The following is a 22929-nucleotide window of genomic DNA, read 5'->3' as shown; positions in this document are numbered from 1 at the left end:
ACCCAATAAATTTCAAAGGAGAACAAAATTATGTCTGAGAAAACGACGATTGTTGAAGCAAGCCTAGTCATTCTTAATGCCCATATCGTGACGATGGACGATGCTAATCAAGCAGCCACAGCAGTTGCAATTAAAGGCTGCCATTTCCTGGCGGTGGGGGATGATGCTGAAATTATGAAATATGTTGGGCCTTCCACGCAAGTTGTTAACGCCAACAAACGAATGTTAATTCCAGGTTTGAACGATTCTCATATTCATCTCATTCGAGGCGGTCTCAATTATAATCTCGAGCTTCGATGGGATGGCGTGCCATCCGTAGCGGATGCCTTGCGTATGCTGAAAAAGCAGGTGGATCGTACGCCAGCACCTCACTGGGTCCGTGTTGTTGGCGGCTGGACAGAATTCCAATTCGTGGAACGCAGAATGCCAACTTTGGATGAAATCAATCGAATTGCTCCGGAAACACCGGTATTTATCCTCAATCTTTACCGTCAGGCTTTTTTGAATAAAGCAGCCTTGCGAGTTATCGGATATACGAAGGATACGCCGAATCCGCCAGGTGGAGAAATCCAAAGGGATAGCCAAGGGAATCCAACAGGAATGCTCATCGCTAGACCTAATGCTACTATTTTGTATGCGACCTTAGCGAAAGGACCGAAGCTTTCATACGAGGATCAAATCAATTCAACCCGATTGTTCATGAGGGAATTAAATCGATTCGGAGTCACAAGCGTTATTGACGCTGGCGGGGGCTTTCAGAACTATCCTGATGATTATCAGGTTTTTGATGAGCTTGATAGGCGCGGAGAGATTACGGTTCGCACGGCGTATAATTTATTTACCCAGCATCCCAAAAATGAATTGAGTGATTTTAAAGCATGGACTGCGACTACGCAGCCGTACACGGGCAGCTCCTACTATCGTCATAATGGTGCAGGTGAAATGCTTGTTTATAGCGCAGCGGACTTCGAAGATTTTGTTGAACCCCGCCCGGAACTCCCCGCTGTACTGGAAGATGAACTATTCCAAGTTACCCAGCATCTCGTACAGCAACGTTGGCCATTTCGTCTTCATGCCACTTATGGGGAATCCATATCGCGTTTTCTCGATATATTTGAGCGCGTGAATAAAGAGGTTGCGTTCAAAGACCTGCGCTGGATTCTGGACCATGCTGAAACGATTCAGGAGAAGGATTTGGAGCGGGTCGTCGCATTAGGCGGTTCGATCGCTGTTCAAAGCCGAATGGCCTTCCAAGGGGAATATTTCGTCGAAAGATATGGGGCGGAAGCAGCGGAAAATGCTCCTCCGATCACCAAGATGATTAAAGCCGGATTGCGTGTTGGGGTAGGGACAGATGCAACCAGAGTAGCCAGTTATAATCCTTGGGTTGCCTTATACTGGTTAGTGACGGGTAAGACACTTGGCGGATTAAGCTTGTACCCGGCTTCCAATCGTGTAGAGAGGCATGAAGCGCTTCGCATGTATACATCCGGTAATGCATGGTTTTCCAAAGAAGAAGATGTGAAAGGTCAAATCAAAGCGGGTCAATATGCTGATTTTTCGATTCTTTCTGATAACTTCTTTCGTGTCTCCGAAGAAGCTATTAAAAAAATTGAATCTGTCTTCACTGTAGTAGGAGGCAAGATTGTCTACGGTGCCAACGAATTTCAGCCTTTGTCGCCGCCAGCTCCCAAAGCAAGTCCAGACTGGTCTCCGCATAATTTCTTTGGAGGCTACTACAATGGAACAAATTACGGAGGCGGCGGAGTAGGAGTTCCGGCACCTCAAAAGACACACCATCATCATGGATGCAATCACCACCATGGCAGCGGCTTCTGTGACCTGGATTGCTTCGTTTTCTAAGTGCGTTTCACCATTTTCACCAAAATAATCCAATAGGGGCGAGATCATCATGTCTGAAGTTACGATCAAAGTAAACGATAATGGACCATTGCGAATTACAGGCAAAGTAGAAATGGTGGATGCGGTGGGGAACCGTTTTGAGACCAAGGAAAGTTTTATTCTTTGCCGATGCGGTTTATCCAGTCAAAAACCGTTCTGCGACTTGACTCACAAAGGTAAATTTGAAAGCGCGCCTCGAGCTTAGTTTAAGAGATCAATATGGATATTCGAAAGGAGCTTTTTTATGACAGAAAAACTAACGGAAGTACTTAACACCCAGATTGCTAACTGGAGTCTGTTGTTCACCAAACTCCATAACTATCATTGGTATGTTAAAGGGCCACAATTCTTCACTTTGCATTTGAAATTCGAAGAGCTTTATACGGAAGCTGCACTTCATGTGGACAATCTTGCCGAGCGGCTGCTGGCATTAGGCTTTAGTCCGGTAGCGACACTTCATGAAATTATCGAAAAAGCCACAGTAAAAGATGCAGCAGGCAATGAGAATGCAAATGAGATGGTCCGCACGCTTGTAGTTGATTTTGGGATTATTGTGGGTGAGCTGAAAGAGGGCATGAGTATTGCAGACCGTGAAGGTGATGAGACAACTGGGGATATGCTTTTGGCCATTCATAGCTCCCTGGAAAAGCATGTTTGGATGTTGAAATCGTACTTAGGTTAATGGATTGCTTCGAGACCTGAAAGAGAGTGGCTTTAAAAAGCTACCTTTCTTGCAGGTCTTTTCCTTATAATGTGACTTATATATTGCTAATAGCACAAAAAAGAGCAGTTCCCAGCCATCATTTGCTGTAAAAGGAACTGCTCTTTTTTTGACAGATTATATTAAGCCAACTCTGGAACTCTCAAACCAAGCCCCTCGGCGATCGCTTGCCCCCATTCGGGATCTGCTTTATAGAAGTGAGAGATTTGACGGAGTTTGATCTCATCCTTCTCTACCGGCTTCATGGCATTCACGATGTTATTTACTAAACGCCCGCGTTCTTCTACACGAAGCAATCGATACAGGTCGCCGGCTTGAGTGTAATGATCATCATGGTCATACGGGAGGCTATCGGCTGAACCGGTTACTTCAAACGGGGCTGTCTTGTGCGCTGCCGATTCGGCAGCTCCGCCATAACTGTTTGGTTCATAGTATATCGAATTTCCCCCATTGCGATCGGAACGCATTTGGCCATCGCGCTGGTTGTTATTTACTTCGACAACAGGTTTATTGATAGGCAATGTATGGTGGTTGGTCCCAACCCGATAGCGATGAGCATCGGCATAGGCAAATAAACGACCTTGCAGCATTTTATCCGGCGAAGCCTCAATACCGGGTACGAACGCCCCAGGGAAGAAGGTTGCTTGCTCAACTTCGGCAAAATAATTGTCCGGGTTTCGGTTGAGGACCATGCGTCCAACCTCGATAAGAGGGTAATCTTTCTGCGACCACACTTTCGTTACATCGAAAGGATCGAAACGATAGGTTTCGGCATCTTTCAGCGGCATTATTTGTACATACAGCTTCCATGCTGGGAAGTCACCTTTGTCTATGGCATTAAATAAATCCTCGATATGATAATCTGGGTTTTCACCGGCCAGCTTGGCGGCCAACTCGACATCCAGGTTCTTCACGCCTTGTTCCGTTTTAAAATGATATTTGACCCAAGTGCCTTGTCCATCCGCATTACCCCATTTAAACGTATGGCTACCGAAACCATGCATATGACGGAGAGTCGCAGGAATACCACGATCGGACATCAAGATAGTGACTTGATGCAAGGATTCGGGAGACAAGGACCAGAAATCCCAAACAGCATTCGGGTTTTTCAGATGAGTTTGAGGGTGGCGTTTCTGGGTATGAATGAAATCCGGAAATTTAATAGCATCCCGAATGAAGAAGACAGGTGTGTTATTACCCACCAAATCATAGTTTCCATCTTCCGTATAAAACTTTACAGCAAAGCCGCGCGGGTCACGTACGGTATCTGCAGATCCCAGTTCGCCTGCTACCGTGGAGAAGCGTATAAAAACCGGTATACGTTGGCCAACCTCAGACAAAAAGCGGGCCTTTGTATAGGCGGAAACATCGTTGGTTACTTCAAAATATCCGTGTGCGCCGGCACCTTTGGCATGAACAACACGTTCGGGGACGCGTTCCCGGTTGAAATGGGCAAGCTTTTCCAGAAGGTGGACGTCTTGAATAAGGGTTGGACCGCGTAAGCCGGCAGTCATGGAGTTCTGGTTATCTCCAACGGGAGCTCCCCAACTTGTAGTTAAATGGCCATTTTTTGTTTCCATTTACAAACCTCCAAAGTAATAAATGAGTACAACGATGAGCCAAAGTCTGACTTCTCGGGCACGTTCTTCGATAAGACTTCAGCGATACCGAATCAATTCTTAGAGTTCGCGTTGGTCTCGTTTTGGGATGATGCCGGTTAACTGCGAGTTTCTTCTAAACGAATAAAAAAGGGAACAATCAAGCTTAAACACAACAATCCAGCTAATACTTCAAAAGTGAATAAATAGCCTCCGTGATTGATCAGATAAATCGAAAGAATCGGCCCAAGTGATGCGCCTATAAATACCATAAACATGTGGAACGAAACCGCGATCGCCCGGATCTCCCCCGCAATGTGACCAATTAGTGAGATCAATGCGGGAAGAGCCATAGCAATTCCCGTAATAAACACTAAGCTCATCGATACTAAAAAAATGAGGTTAGGCCAGATGCCTAACAATCCCAAGCCGATTCCAGCAAAGATCAATCCACACCATAAAACGTTTTTGATTCCAAATTTCGCAACCAATCTTCCATCAAACGGTGCTACTAGCATTCCGATAATACCAACCGCACGGACCCATAGAATATCATGATGACTTAATCCGAAGAGCGAACTGTTTAAGTAACTTCCAAGTGTCGTGAAAAAACCAACAAGCGAAATAAAGAGCGTAGCAGAAATGATGTAGCAAAGAGGTAAACTCTTCCTTTTGAAAATATAGCCTATTCGCAAAAAGGCAGAAAGGAAGCTACCATCTGGTTGTTGTGTTTTATCGTTTGGAACAAAAAAGGTAATCAAGATAAATGATATTAAATAAACCGCAAAAAGAATATAGAAAATATAAGACCAACTAAAGTATAAAACAATATAGCTGCTATATATTTGTCCAACGATACTTGCCATTAAAAATGCCGTACTGATGAACCCAATAATGGTTATTCTTCTTTTTATCGGAAACATTTCCATGGCGTAGGCTAAGACAGACGGAGGGAACATGGATGCTGCTAGACCCTGGATGGCTCGAAGGGCAACAAGCCAAGAAAAGCTGCTGACACTTCCGATTAGAGGAGTTATTACAGTTAGCAATAGTAACCCTGACAACATCATTTTTTTTCGCCCAAAACGATCGGATAAAACTCCAAAGAACAGACCTCCACCTGCAAAAGCAAATGAAAAGGCACTGCCAGCCCAAGCAGCTTGAGAAGACGACACATTGAATACGTCTGCAAAAATCGTTATTAATGGAATTGTTAAATACACACACGATACTACAACTAATGTACACCAGAAAAGGATACCGGTAATGAATGAGAAATTTGACGAGTTGGACAACGGTTCGTTAACCAAAATCCTACCCCCTTGTTCTTCAGATTTTTCCATAGGATTATTTATGTTCTGCTAGGTCATTTGTTTTCACGTTAGCAAAAACATTGACCGCAAAAATCAAGATACCGATTCCAGCTACTGATTCTCCAATACGCTTTAACGTTGTAATCCAATCTGGAGCGTAGCCATGGGCCATTAAGGTGAGGGTAATAAGCATGATGGGTAGGCCGATGCCTTGCAACCAGAAGTGCCACTTAGCTAGAGGAGATTCTGCTGATTTGGGAAAACGAAGATACGTAAATCCGCAAAGAGCCAATGTTGCCCACCCGAAAAGATTTGAATGAGCGTGTACGCTTGTTAATGCAAAGTTAAGTGTTGTACCCATGTAAATGCCGATGCAAATACCAACCAACATATAAACGACGGCCATTTTTAAAAAACGTACTCCCATAGAATTTCCCCCTTGTTAATGATAGAAAGAACAATTCATCCGGCCGGGAATTATCCTATTACTTACCATTCATCTTAAAAGCTGTGATAGGCAACTATCAATATGAATCTGTCTATATATCGTATAGATATTGCTTATATGAGTTCAGCCCTTGAAGATATAGCTTATGGCTATACGTGATATAGGAATAATGGAATTGTTCATGAAGGATAATTTCAATATGATAAGACATAAACAGTTAAAGATCATACAAGGAGTGTTTGCAAAATGGAAAAACAAACAGAAGGAATTCACCATATAACGGCTTTTGTAAAGAATGCTCAAAAAAATGTGGACTTTTATGCAGGGGTACTAGGTCTGAGACTTGTAAAAAAGACGATCAACTTCGACGCTCCGGAAGTATATCATTTATATTTCGGTAATGAAGCAGGTAATCCAGGTACCATAATCACATTCTTTCCCTATGATTTTGGTCGTAAAGGACGTATTGGTGGAGGGCAGGTCGGTATAACTACATATGTCGTTCCTTTAGGTGTACTCGATTTTTGGAAAGAGCGCCTAGAAAGCTTCAATGCTCCTTATTCTATAAAGACGAGGTTTGATGAGAATTACTTAACATTTTCAGACCCGGATGGCTTACAGCTAGAGATTGTGGAGCGCGAGGAAGGGGATTTGAGTCATTGGTCGTTCGGTGGTGTTTCAATTGATAAAGCTATCAAAGGTTTTGGCGGCGCTGTCCTGTATAGTACCGCTCCCGAAAAAACGATGAATGTACTAGAGCAAGTCTTGGGTCTTCAAAAGGTGAACCAAGAAGGGGGTTTTATTCGCTATAAATCGACAGGGAGTATTGGTAATGTTATTGACGTAAACATTGCGGCAATGGAGTGGGGCATAAGTGGAGCCGGTACTGTTCATCATATTGCATGGCGCGCAAAGGATGATGAAGATCATGCTTCATGGAGAACTCATGTACAGGAACATGGCCTTCAATCCACACCCATTATCGACCGGCAATATTTCAATGCGATTTACTTTCGTGAAGAAGGCGGCATCCTGTTTGAAATTGCCACGGATCCACCAGGTTTTGCAGTAGATGAGGAATCAGATGTATTAGGTGAAAAACTGATGCTTCCTGAATGGTTTGAGGTTAACCGTGCAGAAATCGAAAAAGGTTTATCACCTATTCAAGTACGTGTGATGGAGTCAGATAAATGAAAAGTGAAGAATTTAAAATATATAAAGGGAAAGATATTGATGTTATTTTTCACGCTGGAAGATGCGGTCATTCGGCAAATTGCGTGAGAGGGTTACCAGGAGTGTTCAACGTTAAAAAGAAACCATGGATTCAGGCAGATGGAGAAACGGCTGACAAAATCGCAGATCTTATTGATAAATGCCCAAGCGGTGCTTTGCAATATATAAGAAAAGATCATCAAGTATGAATGGGGTAACAATAATGATTGAAATTAATAAAGATACGAACAGTTTTTATGTAGGAGATCAGGATAAAAGAGATGCAGAATTACATTATGTTCCATCCGGGAATGGAATCATAATCGTAGATCACACGTTTGTTACTGATAGTCTGCGAGGTCAAGGAGTAGGACAAGAATTAGTTAGGCGAGTAGTTGATTTTGCCCGGAAGGAAAGTTTAAAGATTATACCACTATGTCCTTTCACCAAAAGTCAATTTGACCAACATAAAGATTATGATGACGTATTATTAAAATAAGATACTGATTTTGATAACTTGTTTTCCGAAAGGAGTGTGTTCAATTGACCGATTTTTCTAAAATGATCCAAGTATTCCCGGCCGATTCCCGGTTTAACGTAGATCAGGGATGGCTGCGCAGCCGTTTAAGCTTCTCGTTCGGCAATTACTATGACCCCGATAACACCGGGTTTGGGGTTTTGCGAGTATGCAATGACGATGACGTAGATCCTAGCAAAGGATTTGGTGCCCACCCGCATAGCGATATGGAGATATTGACAATCGTACTTTCAGGGTCCGTCCGTCATGAAGATAACTTGGGTAATATGGAAGTAACAACAACTGGGGAAGTGCAGCGAATGAGTGCGGGGTCCGGAGTCGTCCATGCTGAATACAACGCTTCGCAGACTGAACCGATGAGAATTCTTCAAATGTGGTTCATGCCAAATGAACGGGGATTAGATCCTTCCTATGAAACCCGCAGGTACAATTCGGAGAAGTTAAAGAATGCCTTGCTCCCCATCGTTGATCCGCAGGGATCAGAGCAGATTGTTAAAATCCATCAAGACCTAACTCTCTATTTATGCAGATTGGATAAAGATAAAGATATTACTTTTCGGCAGGAAGATGGACGCCGGATATTCCTTTTCGTCATTGAGGGACGACTCACTGTAAATGATACTCGGTTAGGTGAAGGGGATACGGCTCGAATCGAATCTTTGGCTCAGTTGAGCATCATGGCGGAGGAAGATGCATTTCTAATGCTGATTGACCTTCCATAAGAACGAATAGGAGGGTTTGTATGAAAGAGGTACTTGTGGTTAGGCATTCGGTTGGAGGTAGGACATTTATTCATACCGAACAACAACCCATGGAATATTCGGTGAGACAAATGGGTCAGGGTTGGAGAATTGCTTTAATCATGACACAGGACGTGGATATTCATGAGATACTCCGTTGGAAACAGGAATTGAATGTATTTCTATTTCGGGAATATGATGATCAACCTGCGAAAAAAATTTGGTTTTATGTTAAAGAAGGTCCTGTCACGTACGACGATCAGCTCAAGCAGATTACTATTTTCGCTGAGTCTCGGATCGAGTATATTCCGGATGAATTTGGCATTTAAATCATGGATGGCTAAGAAAATTTTATTCAACATTCTATGGAGGTTAACTATGGGCAAAATAGGAATATTCGGATTTGGGCGTATTGGAAGGCAATTATTAAGAGTCGCTTTGCAGGATCAACTTTTCGTTCCGGTTTCAATTTCAGATATTAAAGATGAAGCGACACTAGCCGCTCTTTTCGAAGTGGATACCAACTATAAACGCTGGCCCGAACATGTCTCCGGGCGGGATGGTCTTATGGTTATCGGCGGACGGGAAATTCAGTTTATCAATTCATCCAAAGAAGTTCCGGATTGGAAGGCCTTGGATGTGGATCTGGTAATCGACTGTACTGGCCGAGCCGTTACCCGTGCTATTGCTCAAGTCCATTTGGATCGTGGTGCAAATCGAGTACTGGTTAGTGGACCAAGCAAGAGCCTTGAAGATTGTGATGCTGTATTGCTTAAAGGGATAAATCTGGATAGTTTCGACCCGGATAAGCATAAAATCATTAGTATGGCGAGCTGTACGACAAATGCATTGGCTCCAGTCATCAAAATCGTAAGAGAAAACTTCGGGATCAAATATGGTCTATTCTCGACCGTCCATTCCTATACAAACACGCAATCGCTTACGGATCAGCCTATGAAGGATCGAAGGGATTCGTGGGCCGCTGCGGAAAATATCATTCCTTCTTCATCTGGAGCTGCAAGAGCCCTTAAATTCATATGGAACGATCTACAGATTACAGGTAAGGCATACCGTATTCCAACTCGTACCGGAAGTATTGCTGAATTAAACCTTGTTACGGAAAAACCATGTACGGTGCAACAGGTAAATGATATTTTCCGTAGTGCCGCTACAGATGGTCAGCTGAAGGGAGTCTTGGATATTTTAGAAGGCGAATGGGCCTCTTCTCGTATCGTAGGCGATTCCCATTCCTCCATCATTGACCTACCATTGACTCAAGTACAGGGAGAACTCCTGTCCGTTGCAACATGGTACGATAACGAATGGGGTTACGCTTCAAGGTTAGCTGAAGTTGCGGCTTATCTAGTAAATAAGTGAAATTGCTAATAAATTGAAAATATAATTTTTTATACACGTGGGGCTATCGAACATTGATGATAGTCCTTTCTCCTATTATTTAGTGAACCTGAAGTCAAATAAAGGGGGGGGGAAATGTTGGTTGAGAAAAAAGTAACCTGGTTGGAGCTTTTTTATGATCTACTTTTTGTAGCAGCAGTATCAAAAGCGAACCACGTCTTGCTGCATGCCGATCATGGGACTATTTCCATTGAATACTTAACCAAATTTGTTTTAATCTTCATTCCAATCTGGTGGGCGTGGGTAGGACAAACTCTCTTTAATAATCGTTTTGGCCAAGATATCGTTACTCAAAGGATATTCATGTTCCTACAACTATTCTTTGTTTTAATTATGACAGCAAGCCTATCCGTTAATTTTGATCTCTTTTATATTCCCTTCTTTGTAGGCTATATTGGTTCGAGAGCACTGACAGCTATTCAATATCTTACGGTACACAAAGCAACAGGCACACATCAACAAAAGACCGCTCTATACTTGGGGACTCGCTTTTGGATTGGAATAATGATATCCTCTTGCTCGTTTTTCTTCGATTCATGGATCCGTTACGCGATTCTGTATGCGGGAATTGTTGTAGATATTTTGCTGCCGCTAATCGGCCGGCGGTACCTGGTAAAAACACCCATACATACCCATCACTTATTGGAACGCTTTGCATTGTTTACACTTATTCTTCTTGGTGAATCTGTGATCAGTATACTTGCTGTTTTGCAGTCAAGTGATTGGACCTTGGCATCCATTTTGTTTGCCACATTTACATGTATATTAGTTATTGCTATGTGGTGGCAATATTTCGATAATATTGAAAGGAAAGTGAGCAAAGAAATACAAACTGCAGGTCAAACTATTATCTACGGACATCTTTTCATTTATTTATCCATGAGTATGATAGCTGCCTCGATCCAATTGTTATTTAAGGAACAACTTAATTATCTATTCATGTTGGGTTTTATTTTTGGATCCGTACTGCTTTATTTTTTTTCTACATCACTGGTTTTTCACCGATACAGACACAAACACCTACGCCTGAAGCACTATCATTTGGTGATATTATTAGGGATAATTGGATGTTTTATGGCGTTGGACTTGTTTTTTCATGTACCTAATTATGCAATCATCGGAGAGATGATGGTATTTTTTATCGTATACGCAAAATTAACGACTTGAGTTTTTTGGGACTTTTCCAAAAATTATATAGATGAAGAAAGGATGGCAGACATGAGAAAGGTTGATGTGAAAGAAAAAGCAAGGACTCGTGAGCTGCAGGCTGCCGGTGATAAATCCAGTGGCCTATTCCTTAAAACCGAGGAACGGGCAGTAATGTTAAACAATTCTATTGACTCCATTTTGAGATGGGAGTATAATTCTTCCAATTTATCATTAGAGGGGGTTATAAAATGTCAGTTGAAAATTATGCATTTCACAAAGGAACTCATCAAAATGTGAGTGTAAAATATCAATTATTTTTACCATATGATTATAAATCAAAAACAGACAACGATTATCCTTTAATTTTGTTCCTCCACGGTGTTAAAAAACGTGGAGAGGATATTCGTATGTTAGATGGTTACGGGCTTACTTGGATTGCAGAAAGCAAACAAGACTTCCCTTTTATTGTAGTTACTCCACAATGTCCCTCCAATTCTAATTGGGCATTGGAATATCATTCGATCATAGCCTTGGTTAATGAAATAATAACAAATTACCGAATTGATTCTGACAGAATATATGTTACTGGATTTAGCATGGGTGGAAACGGTACATGGGATTTCGCTTCAAGATCGTCTGAGATATTCTCTGCTGCAGTTCCAATTTCAGGGTGGTTCGATTCAGAGAAGACTATGTTACTAAAAGATGTACCTATATGGGCTTTTCATTGTGAAGACGACGATATTGTCCCAGTTTCAGGAACAAAGGATATGGTTAAGGCTTTGATAAGTATTGCTGGGAATGTAAAATTTACTTATTATTCTGGACTAAAGCATGATCACCGAGTAATGCACGAAACATTCAATAATGCAGAACTATATACTTGGTTGTTGAATCAAAAAAGAAAAATATAATCTTTGGTGATTTAACTCCCCATGAAAATTAAATCCGCGAAAAACCTCAAAAAGACAATAATAAATTAGGCCTAGCCAAATGAATTTTTAAAAAAGGCTGTGCCTGAGAAGAGATATGAAATTAAAGTAACGGCTAACGGGGAACTTAGTGGAGAAGCTTGCCACGATGTTGCTCCTTTTTCAATAAGTAACGGAGATTAGTGAAGAGAATTAGTGTATAATATAACGAAAGTTTTCTAAGGAGTGACATAGGATCATGAAAAGAATTGCAATTGATATGGATGAAGTAATCGCGGATTTTAATTTAAAGCACCTACGGCTTTTTAATCATGATTACAACGAAAACATTACGACTGAGGACTTAGGGGAACACGTCTTAGAGAATTACGTCCTCATTTGAAAAATGAAATAATATATTATTTGCATGATCCTGCCTTTTTCCGCGATTTAGAGGTAATGAAAGACAGCCAGGAAGTAATTAAAGAATTAAGTAAACATACATGCCGACTTCCTTATTGATGATAATGTGCGACACTTAGCCTTAGCGATGAATAGGATACAATCGATTCAATTGCATCTTAACGGAAAGAATTCAGATGTGAGAGTTAATTAAGAGCTTTTTTGTCAGATAGTTCTGTGAAATGTATAAGAAATCAGTAAATTATTGAAGGGAAAAAGCTATGAATTCAGATAGAATTCATAGCTTTTTTTAATGCCGATTGTCAGAAAACTTCGAAGTTTTGTTATAAATTTAGATGTTTCCTGCAATGTAAGCGACTTTAAAATAATTTATACTAACTTCAATGGTAGAAAGTTTTAGATGACCAGCTAATGAAATGGGTTTCATAACGACAGCGTACATGGATTTTGGGGAGGCTAACCATTGCAATTGTCCTCTGATCCCAAAGGCTATATCTCCGCTTTACGTGATATGGCGGTCCAGCATGGTATTTCTGTACCTCTAATAGCATGTGTAGGTCAAGGGGGATTGCTTGAGGCTTCAGGGTTCTTTGAAGATGTGGTGCCAACGTGCAACTTTTATCCAAATGCCCGTGATCCGTTCTTTGAAGTGAAAGTACTCTTTTATAGGGAGGAATTAGCCCGGCGCGGGTATCCGTTACTTGTCACGGAAACGAATCGTTCGCATTTTCTGCTTCGCAGATTGTTATCTGCCGGTGCAAAAATGCTGGGACCTTATCTGCAAGCTTCAGGGACGAACTTCGGATTTACGAATGCGGCTAATAATTGGGGCAATCCGCTTTCCTTCCCCTAGGCAGAGTACATAACAATAGTGAAAGCGCTCACTAAATGGCAAAAGACCAATTTAACGTAAAGGGGTAAAGCGTTTGAAAAGTAAACTTTTGAAGAAATTCACTGCCACACTTCTCACCAGCACTTGTTGTTTCGGTCTGTATGGTGGTTCTTCGACCGCCAGTACGGCAACAGAAGTAAGCCTGCCGATAGACGCCTTTGTTTCCATCGATGCATCGGCCAAGTATCAGAAGATCGATAACTTCGGTGCATCCGATGCGTGGTCGATGGAACAGCTTGGAAAGTACTGGACGGATGAAAATAAAACACGCGTTGCGGATCTTCTTTTTTCCAGAGAGAAAGGGATCGGACTGTCATCTTGGCGCTTCAACATCGGGGCAGGCTCCACGGAAACGGACAAATCCATTATTACGAATCCATGGCGGCGAGCGGAAGCGTTCAAATCGGATATGGATGGCGGCTATGATTGGGGCAAGCAAGCGGGACAGCAATGGTTTCTAAAGGCTGCCAAGGATCGAGGCGTCGGTGACCTGATCGCCTTTGTCAATAGTCCGCCGGTCTGGATGACAAAAAACGGTCACGCTCAGCCGGATTCAACCGTAGGTTCCACCAATTTGAAGGAGGGTTATGAAGACGAATTTGCCGCTTATTTAAGCGACGTGTTGGAGCATTTTAAAAAGGAAGGACTTGAATTTAAGTATATTAGCCCGATTAACGAGCCGACTTGGGATTGGAACAAAGCCGGACAGGAAGGAAACCGCTATAATAATGAGGATATAAAGCGCGTCATTCTCGAGTTGTTCAGGCAGCTTCAGGCCAGAGGGTTTTCAGCGCAAATCAGCGCGCCAGACGGCGTGGAGATCACTGCGCTGCTCGACGACGAAGTATATAAGACATTCGCGAATAAAGAACAATACACAGGCGGCGCCAATAGTCTGGGAGTCGGCAAATACCGCGAATATATCAAGGACCTGCTCGGTGATCCGGAGCTAAAGGAAGCGATCGGCAATAAAATCGCATCACATTCCTATTGGTCCGATTATAGTAAACCAGGCGACGACCGTCTCGGTACGCTTAGGGAGCTGCTGGGTGCTAACCTGAAAAAATATGATGCGGCCGCCAAATATTGGATGAGCGAATATTGCATTCTCGGTTCATACGGATCGGGTCGCGACTTGGGTATCGATCCCGCTCTTTACGTTGCCCGTACGATTCATTTCGACCTGGCGTGGGCGAATGCGTCAGCATGGCAGTGGTGGACGGCAGTCTCCAAGGAAGATTATAAAGATGGCTTAATCTATACCGATTTCAACAATGCCGGGGACGAGCAAAATATCCTGACTTCGAAAATCTTGTGGGCGCTCGGCAATTACAGCAAATTTATTCGTCCCGGCGCCGATCGCATCGCGCTTACGGGGTTGGATGAGCAAGCGCGGAGCGGGCTGCTAGGTTCTGCTTACAAGCATGACGGAGAGAAAACAGTAACGGCTGTCTTCGTCAACGACAGCCAGGAGGATAAACGAATCAAGCTTTCATTAAGCGGGCTCGATGAGAAAGACGCCATTTCTGTTATGAAGTCGTATATCACATCAGGCAACCGGGATCTTGCTCGAGGGCAGGATGCGCCGATTCAGACGGATGGAACGTTCGAAACTGTCATTCCCGCCCGTTCTGTCGTGACGCTGAACGGAGATCTGGTTAAGGACAAGAAGCCTGAAGCTCCAGAGATTGTTAACGTAAAGCCTATGAATAAAGGGCTGAAAATCGAATTCAGCGCCCCGAAAGGCGCGTATGAATATGAAGTGAGATACGGGGCGCAAAGCGATATCCGGGAACAGAAGTTGACGCTGATGTCCGATGATGCGTTCGTCCTTCAAGGTTTGGAAAATGGCAAACCCTATTTTGTCACCATCCGAGCCGGCAACAAGAACGGGTTCGGTCCGCCTTCGAAGCGGGTTTACGGCACCCCGGAGCTGCTGGCCCCAACAGGTGTCAAGGCAACGGGTTCAGACGGCGGCTTTAAGGCAATCTATGACATTGAAACAGGCGTTCCCTCATATCGCGTTCGATATGGAACGCAGCTTGGCCATTACGATAAAGAAGTGGTGAGCGGGACGCCGAACGGGACGATTCAAGTCGATGGGCTCGTAAACGGCACAACTTATTACGGGGTCGTGGAAGCGGTGGACGGCCAGGATGTCAGTCCTTCATCGGCCCAATTTCAAGTGAAGCCCGATGTGCCGGCTCCTAGCAAAATCATTGCCATTCCGGGCGATAACAAAGCGCACCTTGAATTCACTCCGGTAGAAGGTGCCACCAGCTACAACGTTCAGGTTGTTTCTGGATCACAGATCATTTCTACCAATAAAAACTCTATTGAATTGGAAGGCTTAACCAATGGATCGCCGGTTGCCGTTCGTGTGTCCTCCATCGGTAAAGGCGGTAATGGTACTGGTTTCACAGAAACAATGGTGACACCGAAAGATGAGGATGTTCGCTTAGAAGACAATTTTGAGAACGGTGACATGACTCACTACCAAATGGATCTCAGCAATTGGCTCATGAAAGACGGCCTGTTGAAGCATGCTTCCGGAGGGGATAACCAAGGGGAACTCGGTGTTAATGGATTGACGGTGATTGATGGCACAATTACGGCGATTGCCAAACAATCAACGGCAGGAGCCGATTGGGGCATCGCTTTCCGCGGAAATAGCTACTCGAAAGGATACATGTTCGGTTTCGAAAACGGCGCGCTGTTCATTCGCAGAGACGGTCAAAATTTGGCTGCTTCCGTTCCATTCACTGCGAAGCTGGGCGAGCTTTATCAAATAGAGGTTCGACTGAACGGGAAACGTATTCAGGCCTTTATCGACGGGAATCAGGTATTTGACCTGACGGACACGGTTTACACGAGCGGCCGCGCCGGATTCCACAGTTGGGCAGATGCAGAATTCGCCTACCTTAAGATCGCTCGCGAGACGGATAACTTCAAGTCTAAGCCGGAAATCTATCAGGTGAAGGAAGGCGATCGGCAGGTAGCACTGCAATATAGCGAAGTTGACGGCGCGGATTCGTATGTGATCAGGTACACGCCCTCAACTGGGAGCGAGTCCGGTTCCGTAGAAAAATCGGCCAATCCGGGTTCTACGATCGTAACGGGATTGGAAAACGGCGTCACCTATTCGTTTGCGGTTATCGCTAAGCGAGGCGGGGAGGAGGCGGCGTCAGAGCCGATAGAGGTGACACCAATCGGGAACGCCAGCAAAGTGCTTTTCTATGTTGACGCAGGTGACGGAACACCTTTCCAATTGGAGGACGGTGAGATGTTCGGTTCGCTTCAAACGCTGGAAGAGCAGCCGTATGGCAGTGATCCCGTTACAGGTATCAAGTGGGGTTACGAAGCCGATGATGGATCGACCTGGGCACACAGCAGTCCGACCGCCGCTTACGAATCGATTCGCCAATACGACGGGAACGACAACGGTAAGGGGCTTGCGTACCGCTTCCAGATTCCAAACGGCACTTACAATGTGACCGTCGGGTTCTTCGATCCGTGGAAAGCAAGTGATCGAATAATGAATTTGACCATCAATGGAGAAACGAAACTGACCGGTTATGTCATTGGTTCGAAACAGGAAGCGAAAACGTTCGACAGCATCGTTGTGACAGACGGTGAACTCATCGTGAAAGCCGTCAAGGCAGGCGGTTCCAAACCGATGATAAGCTGGATCAAGGTGGAACAGTAACAATCGCTATAAATGCAAATTGTGTTGCTATACAAGGGCATTTATCTTTTCCAGAGTTGGGACAAGAACGTAACCATAAATCTTGAAAGCATCAAGAACAAATATGTTCTTGATGCCGACAACAAGTTCAAGGGACCGCGTCCGACGACATAAACATATGTGAATTAAGATCCCCGTAAAATGGGGATCTTTTTGTTGGTGCGCCTCACATTCATTCGTGGAGATGGCTCGCCTCATTATCGGCGCGAGAAGGGAACGTCATTCTCCCGTGAACCCCAATTTTAGGAGGTTACTATTTTGAGAGAATACAGTATGGAAAGTTTAGGGCAAGCTTCAAGCATACACCTGAATAAATTCCACTTTTATGTGAGTATTATCGCATGTTGCCGTTTGTTGGTTTTTTGTACAATTAAACATGTAGGCAGTTTGGCAAACACGAGATAAAGGAAGGGACCTAGATGATGGTAAATAAAAAATGATCCCAATGGTCTTATCGGGTATCGTAGCGGCTACAGTTGCACAGGAGCTGGTAAATTGGATTTTTGGGCAACCTGGTCAGCAAGAAGTTCGAAGAATCGCATCCTGACATTAAGCTGTTTATGAAGCAAATTGATAAAGCAATTTTGTCTACGTTAACCCAAATAAAGGAAATGGGTATTTCGTAGAATAATAGGCTAATAAAATAGGTAGTTGGAAGGGGAGTTTTGTCTTTGCAAGAGAAATTTGATTCAGACTGGGCCCATGTAAATAAAATTGATGGAATGGCTATTGATTATTTGAAAAAAGGGTTAAGCCCAACAGAAACACAAATTTTGATTCTAAATTCTGAGTTATTTCAAGAATGGATATCAATTGAAAGATGCTTTTCAGTGCATTATCATGATATTGCTCGCTTTGAAGATTTATTATCTAATATGGAATTTGATAATTATGTAAGCAAACTAAAAAGTGTTGCTCTCCAAACGATGCATGACAAGACCATCCCGAATGAAATTGAATGGAGTAAATATAATAATGGTCCTACCGTGATTGTCCACGGTTCAATAGAAATATTCGATAGGCTTTTTTATCAGGTAGGTATTAATATTTCACCATATAACCTAGGAATTCAAATTGGTCAATTATGTAAGACGATGAACTTTAACCAGCCCATTGGTTTGGTGGAATTCCTAGCAATATTCACGAACAACGCAAGCGGTTTTTTTAATCTTGATATGGAAAAATTAGAAAAATTTATGGAAGAAGAAACTTTATTAGAACTGCCGATGATCGGTGGCCTTGCTGCGTTAACCACAGTAAAATTGAACTATTAGTTGAAAATAGACATAAAAATATAAGTAAATATTACTATTGTTTCTAAATTTGTATTGGGGTAAATTGATAAAATAAGAATGAATCATACTACGCTTAATTCTTTAGATTAAAGAAGCGGGGGAACCAAGTTTTCTGGGGTGAGTACACTTTTTTGAGTGTTAGGGTTAACTTTCAACCCGAATCCGTCAGCTAACTTCGTCAGCGTAGAAAGAAAAAATGATAGAAACATTAATGGGTCCTTTATTTTTAGGGCTCTATTCCCTCGCTTCCTTTTTTCGTTCAAGAGAAAAAAGGAGGAATTAGACATGCTTCTCAAGAGAGTAACCAAAGAGGTGAAGAACCTTTTTCAATCGAAAAGATCAAACATTTCTGTACAACGTCAAGAAGAGATTCTTCACTTAAAGCTACGGTTGGAGGAGTTCGACATTGAATTTTCCAATTTGGCGTATCGGCCATCAGGCGTCGTAACACAGACTTTATTGGAAATAAGCAAAACGGTCGGACAAAACAATGACTTACTAAACCAACTAAGTTTGGAAAGGGAATTAGCGGATCAACAATTACTAGCCAATCGCATCGGCATTCCCCTGAAAATTTTGGAGGAACATCACAAATTTATCGTAACCATGGCTCATATTTTTGGTGGTCCGTATCCTTGCCTCAGAGAGTACATTAGAAGCAGTATTATATGAGCTTCGTTGAAAGATAAAGCTGCTTCTATATATTATTCGGTTGCTGATTCTACATTAAGCCCATCATAACCAACTTTTTTGTTCGTTTGTTATGGAAGTCACTCACATTTAATTCTTAATTCAACTAACAGAAAACGATACTTGAAATACGGCAGGCAGGCAGGCAGGCAGCCTGCTTTTTTCATTAAACTACCATAAAAATTAAAAATCTGGCAGTCGAAGAAAAAGAACAGCACTAAAGAAGACGCGGCTCATTCATTTTTTAAACGCTGTAGCCTAAGGTTTCAAGTCTTCGAACTGAGTTCCGTACAATAGCTCCAAGTTTTTGCTTATCATAATAATCTTCACCTAAAGTCTACATACATGTCTTTTTTTGTCAGCAGATAATAAGCGATTCTTAGCATGGCATGGGCTACAACAATAGCTGCTCTTTTCCTGCCTTTTCGTGCTAATGTTCGCCTATACATAGCACCAAGATAGTTTTTGGAGGCACCTACGGAATGTGCGGCTTCTGTTAATGCAGATTTTAAATATTTGTTTCCTTTTTTTTCCTTAGAAGACTTCCGTTTGCCTGCACTCTCATTATGTCCTGGTACGAGAGCTGGCCAAGAACAGAAATGAGCCGCACTTGGAAACTGGTTTTTAATGTTTGTTCCTATTTCAGCTAAGATTTGTTCAGCCATTCGAGTTGCAATTCCAGGTATAGAATCTAATCGCTCTATGTCTTCCTGATCTGAGATAACTCTCTGGGCAACCTCTTGATCTAATATCGCAATTTGTTCGGTGAGGAAGTCAATGTGGGTTAAAATGGTTTTAAGCATCATGCGTTGATGAGGATTTACGTAACCTCGAAGAGCGAGTTCGAGTTCATCTTTTTTCTTTTTCATAGTGCGCCGAGCGAAGCTTGCTAGTTTCTCAGGATCTTCTTCACCGTCTGCGATGGCGTGAAGCATGTCCTTAGACGAGACCCCCATAATATCTGAAACTACAGAGCCAGTTTGATGTTTGCTCCCTCTAGCACTGGTAGAGCTTTCATATGCTGGGCGTTTACAACTAAAAATTCAATATCTTCAGCTTCTAATAGGTTAACAATTGGCTTCCAGAATACGCCTGTACTCTCCATAGCTACGTGGGTACAACCATGCTTTTTAATCCAGTCAATTAACTAGATTAGAAATACGGTTTTAGTAGAAAACGTTTGAATCTCCTTTCCTTCGGGTGTCATTGTACATGCAGTAATGGATTCCTTATGAACATCCAGGCTCTAAGGCACCATAGTTGATCGACCCTCCTCACCCAGCCGTAGTAGAAGTATTGACGGATTTTATCCATTTTCATCCTCTGTGGTGCAGCGCTGTGCGACTGAAGTATTTGACAGAAAACGAATCTTGTATCATAATAGAATGAACATTCGATCTAAACCATTTAATTGGAATAGAATGAACGTTCAATATATAATTTGGAGGTATTAACAATGAGTAAAACAGTTTTTATTACGGGAACCAGTTCAGGCTTGGGAAAACTTACGGCGATTCGGTTTGCTGAAATGGGCTGGAACGTAGCTGCAACCATGCGTACACCCGACAAAGAAACGGAGCTTACCGGTTACGATAATATCAAAATTTTCAAACTGGACGTCACCAATGTACATGAAGTTCAAACATCGGTAGATCAAGCCATTGCCGCGTTCGGTAAGATCGACGTCGTCATCAATAATGCAGGTATGGGGACTTACGGTCCGTTGGAATTAGCCCAAGAGGAAGCGATCGACTGGCAATTCGCCGTTAATACGCGAGGACCGATCAATGTCATTCGTAAATTTATACCACATTTCAGAGCCAATGGCGGAGGCATGTTCATCAATATTAGCTCTTTCATGGGAATCACGACAGCGGTGCCGCTCGGATCTCTCTATAATATGTCGAAATTTGCTTTGGAAGGACTGACGGAAGGTCTTTATTACGAACTGAAGCCGTTGAATATCGAGCTTAGATTGATCGAGCAGGGAGGTTCTACAGGAAATAATTTCAAGAACAGTATCACTTGGAACCGAGATGATAACATACATGATTACGATAATCTGATGACGAAAGTGCAGAATTTAATGAATCATGCGGAATCCAGCTCTACATTGGATGATCCTCAGATTATCACGGATGCCATAGCCGCTTTGGCGACTAGAGAGAGCAATAAATTTCGCACTGTCATCGGAACAGCAGGCAATGATCTGATGGCGCTTAGAAATTCTGTGTCCATAGAAGAATATTTGGAGACGATCGCTAAGAATTATATGTAAGCCCATTATGAAACGCTTCGTCATAACGCCAGGTCGATCTGACAATCTTGACTACGGATTGTATGAGGTGTATGTTAGATTAGAATGATCATTCGATCTTATGGTGGGAGCGGGATAACCTAATGTTTGAGAACTATAACAAGGTGCAGCAGGCTGTCCTTGAAACAACACTTAACATCATCATCCGAAAGGAATTACAGGCTACCTCAATGGCGCTTATCGCCAAGGAGTCTGGTGTATCGACCGGGAATATTTATCATTATTTCAAAAGTAAAGAAGATATCGTTAACGAATTGTACAAAGCCATTGTTACGTTTAACGGAGAGTATGTGCGAGGAGGCTTGCTGAAGGGCACAACGATTCGTGAAAAGTTTGAATTAGGTTGGAATCGAGTTATCGAATTGGGTAAACAATATCCTCAGGGCTTTCAATTTATTGAGCAGTATTCGTTCTCGCCTTACATTTACGAAGAGGTAAAGCAAGAAGTCTATACCGGCGGATGGTGTGGGCCAATGAACGAGTTATATCAAGAAGCCATTCAGGAGAAGCTGTTTATCCCGATGAATCCGAAAATGATGGTGCAGATGCATTACGGCACATTTGTTTATATGTTGAAGGCCCATCTACAGGGAATCTTTGAGTTAAGCAGTGAGGACGTCAGTAGTGCAATCCGTTCGTGTTGGAATGCTGTAACTCTTAGAGATGTAACGTAGGTAGATGGCCAAAAGCCACCCTCAAAGGAAGTCCGATAACAACCTTTGAGGGCGGCTTCTGTTTTTATGGGTGGGGCATAGTCGTCATTCTCGTCAACTTCAAGCGAGTCAAGAACAATTCGGCATCATATTTGTCGAGTGACAAGAACATGATCTCATTAATTGCCGCGTAAATCGTGGTTTTTTTGTTTTATGGGATAATGTTCTTGTCAAAACCAAATGACAAGAACATTATCTCATTCCCGACGAGACTCATTGAAGAGGATATAACGAAATCGAAGGCACACCTGCCTAGGGGGTTAAGCTGATGGAAGATTTACGCAACAGCGCCATGTGCAGTGGACGGAATAGCATTGTTGCTCAGGAAGCATATTTGACGAGGACTGGTAAGGACTTTATTTATAAAACAGGATGTTCTTAAGGGTCATTTGAAAATAAAAGTGGATTGAACTAACGGGGTTACTTCAACAATACCGCAAAGGCAGCCGACGCGCATGGATCGGCGGCCTTTGTTGCGCTATGGGGATTAATAAAGATAACTGTGTGGAAAAATGATGAAAAGAAAACGGTAGGTGATGGTTTCATGATGCGAGGATTGCTGTCGTTGCTCTTGATATGCGGAGTATGCGCCTTCTTGGCAGGGTCGATTATATGCCTCGGTGTTTAAAGATTGGACTTGTCCGCGATCCATAGCGACACTCAAAGAGTTTCCGTCCCCAATTGATCTAAAAGGTCAATCAACGGCAGAGATTATTACAGGATGGAGAAAATATATGGAAACGATCTGGCGGATCCACGGGCATTCAGAAGGCAGCAGAGCTCCTTGCTAAAGCAGAACAGAGCGTTGGGGAGTCTGTTGCACTCAGTGAGGCCAAGAGCTTTACTGAATGATAGAATCTTTTTACTTCAATTATTCAGTTATTTATTTGTTTCGACACCATTTGC

General features: G+C 42.8%; 22 protein-coding genes, 1 pseudogene and 1 riboswitch. Of the genes and pseudogenes, 19 read left to right on the top strand and 4 right to left on the bottom strand.

Annotated elements, in window-relative coordinates; genetic code table 11:
• Positions 1-30 precede the first annotated feature (30 nt).
• The 3 genes from QFZ78_RS12770 to QFZ78_RS12760 are packed head-to-tail and all read left to right on the top strand — an operon-like array spanning position 31 to position 2584.
• Positions 31-1863, top strand: a complete 1833-nt coding sequence (locus QFZ78_RS12770; protein ID WP_307547977.1) for an amidohydrolase — start codon at positions 31-33, stop codon at positions 1861-1863.
• 49 nt (positions 1864-1912) lie between these two features.
• Positions 1913-2107: a CDGSH iron-sulfur domain-containing protein gene (locus QFZ78_RS12765; RefSeq protein ID WP_057305706.1), complete on the top strand. Its 195-nt coding sequence runs from the start codon at positions 1913-1915 to the stop codon at positions 2105-2107.
• Between the two features lie 39 nt (positions 2108-2146).
• Positions 2147-2584, top strand: a complete 438-nt coding sequence (locus QFZ78_RS12760; protein WP_307547973.1) for a Dps family protein — start codon at positions 2147-2149, stop codon at positions 2582-2584.
• A 161-nt stretch (positions 2585-2745) separates the two neighbouring features.
• On the opposite strand, the gene katA is transcribed toward QFZ78_RS12760, so the two are convergent.
• The 3 genes from katA to QFZ78_RS12745 form a co-directional block, all read right to left on the bottom strand.
• On the bottom strand, positions 2746-4203 hold the full coding sequence (katA, locus tag QFZ78_RS12755; RefSeq protein ID WP_307547971.1) for a catalase KatA: 1458 nt from the start codon (positions 4201-4203) through the stop codon (positions 2746-2748).
• Between the two features lie 137 nt (positions 4204-4340).
• Positions 4341-5531 carry an MFS transporter gene (locus QFZ78_RS12750; protein ID WP_307547969.1) on the bottom strand — a complete coding sequence of 397 codons (1191 nt, stop codon included), beginning with the start codon at positions 5529-5531 and terminating at the stop codon, positions 4341-4343.
• Between the two features lie 37 nt (positions 5532-5568).
• Complete coding sequence (locus QFZ78_RS12745) at positions 5569-5961, bottom strand: heme-copper oxidase family protein (RefSeq protein ID WP_307547967.1); 393 nt, start codon at positions 5959-5961, stop codon at positions 5569-5571.
• A gap of 267 nt (positions 5962-6228) precedes the next feature.
• On the opposite strand from QFZ78_RS12745, the gene QFZ78_RS12740 reads away from it, so the two are divergent.
• The 14 genes from QFZ78_RS12740 (at position 6229) to QFZ78_RS12675 (ending at position 18975) form a co-directional block, all read left to right on the top strand.
• Positions 6229-7176 carry a ring-cleaving dioxygenase gene (locus QFZ78_RS12740; protein WP_307547965.1) on the top strand — a complete coding sequence of 316 codons (948 nt, stop codon included), beginning with the start codon at positions 6229-6231 and terminating at the stop codon, positions 7174-7176.
• Positions 7173-7403 (top strand): (4Fe-4S)-binding protein, encoded by a 231-nt coding sequence (locus QFZ78_RS12735; RefSeq protein ID WP_307547963.1) that lies wholly within the window; start codon positions 7173-7175, stop codon positions 7401-7403. The genes QFZ78_RS12740 and QFZ78_RS12735 overlap by 4 nt, the downstream gene beginning before the upstream one ends.
• 14 nt (positions 7404-7417) lie before the next feature.
• A complete protein-coding gene (locus QFZ78_RS12730; protein WP_307547961.1) occupies positions 7418-7693 on the top strand; it encodes a GNAT family N-acetyltransferase in 276 nt (91 codons plus the stop codon).
• A gap of 62 nt (positions 7694-7755) precedes the next feature.
• The gene (locus tag QFZ78_RS12725) at positions 7756-8454 is read left to right on the top strand and encodes a pirin family protein (RefSeq protein ID WP_307555646.1); all 699 of its coding nucleotides are present in this window, start codon (positions 7756-7758) and stop codon (positions 8452-8454) included.
• A gap of 20 nt (positions 8455-8474) precedes the next feature.
• Entirely contained in the window at positions 8475-8801 is a 327-nt protein-coding gene (locus QFZ78_RS12720) for a hypothetical protein (RefSeq protein ID WP_307547959.1), read from the top strand.
• A 49-nt stretch (positions 8802-8850) separates the two neighbouring features.
• Positions 8851-9849 (top strand): type I glyceraldehyde-3-phosphate dehydrogenase, encoded by a 999-nt coding sequence (locus QFZ78_RS12715; RefSeq protein WP_307547956.1) that lies wholly within the window; start codon positions 8851-8853, stop codon positions 9847-9849.
• Between the two features lie 117 nt (positions 9850-9966).
• Complete coding sequence (locus tag QFZ78_RS12710; RefSeq protein WP_373461117.1) at positions 9967-11055, top strand: low temperature requirement protein A; 1089 nt, start codon at positions 9967-9969, stop codon at positions 11053-11055.
• 51 nt (positions 11056-11106) lie between these two features.
• The gene (locus QFZ78_RS12705) at positions 11107-11334 is read left to right on the top strand and encodes a hypothetical protein (protein WP_307547952.1); all 228 of its coding nucleotides are present in this window, start codon (positions 11107-11109) and stop codon (positions 11332-11334) included.
• Positions 11286-11951 carry a carboxylesterase family protein gene (locus QFZ78_RS12700; RefSeq protein WP_307547950.1) on the top strand — a complete coding sequence of 222 codons (666 nt, stop codon included), beginning with the start codon at positions 11286-11288 and terminating at the stop codon, positions 11949-11951. The genes QFZ78_RS12705 and QFZ78_RS12700 overlap by 49 nt, the downstream gene beginning before the upstream one ends.
• A 256-nt stretch (positions 11952-12207) precedes the next feature.
• Entirely contained in the window at positions 12208-12351 is a 144-nt protein-coding gene (locus QFZ78_RS12695; protein WP_307547948.1) for a 5' nucleotidase, NT5C type, read from the top strand.
• Positions 12352-12834: 483 nt separating this feature from the next.
• Positions 12835-13224: a hypothetical protein gene (locus tag QFZ78_RS12690; protein WP_307547946.1), complete on the top strand. Its 390-nt coding sequence runs from the start codon at positions 12835-12837 to the stop codon at positions 13222-13224.
• A gap of 73 nt (positions 13225-13297) precedes the next feature.
• On the top strand, positions 13298-16969 hold the full coding sequence (locus QFZ78_RS12685) for a glycoside hydrolase (RefSeq protein WP_307547944.1): 3672 nt from the start codon (positions 13298-13300) through the stop codon (positions 16967-16969).
• A gap of 710 nt (positions 16970-17679) precedes the next feature.
• Complete coding sequence (locus tag QFZ78_RS12680) at positions 17680-18282, top strand: hypothetical protein (RefSeq protein WP_307547942.1); 603 nt, start codon at positions 17680-17682, stop codon at positions 18280-18282.
• Between the two features lie 81 nt (positions 18283-18363).
• A riboswitch (cyclic di-AMP (ydaO/yuaA leader) is annotated at positions 18364-18503 on the top strand.
• Positions 18504-18588: 85 nt separating this feature from the next.
• Positions 18589-18975, top strand: a complete 387-nt coding sequence (locus QFZ78_RS12675) for a hypothetical protein (protein WP_307547940.1) — start codon at positions 18589-18591, stop codon at positions 18973-18975.
• 262 nt (positions 18976-19237) lie between these two features.
• On the opposite strand, the pseudogene QFZ78_RS12670 reads toward QFZ78_RS12675, so the two are convergent.
• A pseudogene (locus tag QFZ78_RS12670) lies at positions 19238-20236 on the bottom strand (IS110 family transposase).
• Positions 20237-20449: 213 nt separating this feature from the next.
• Here QFZ78_RS12670 and QFZ78_RS12665 point away from each other — a divergent pair.
• Positions 20450-21271, top strand: coding sequence for an SDR family oxidoreductase (locus tag QFZ78_RS12665; protein ID WP_307547938.1), 822 nt, complete (start codon positions 20450-20452; stop codon positions 21269-21271).
• 122 nt (positions 21272-21393) lie between these two features.
• Positions 21394-21984, top strand: a complete 591-nt coding sequence (locus QFZ78_RS12660; protein ID WP_307547936.1) for a TetR/AcrR family transcriptional regulator — start codon at positions 21394-21396, stop codon at positions 21982-21984.
• Positions 21985-22929 lie beyond the last annotated feature (945 nt).

Source organism: Paenibacillus sp. V4I5 (genome assembly GCF_030817255.1).
Classification (GTDB): Bacteria; Bacillota; Bacilli; order Paenibacillales; family NBRC-103111; genus Paenibacillus_E.
This window is presented reverse-complemented; position numbering and strand designations above follow the sequence as displayed.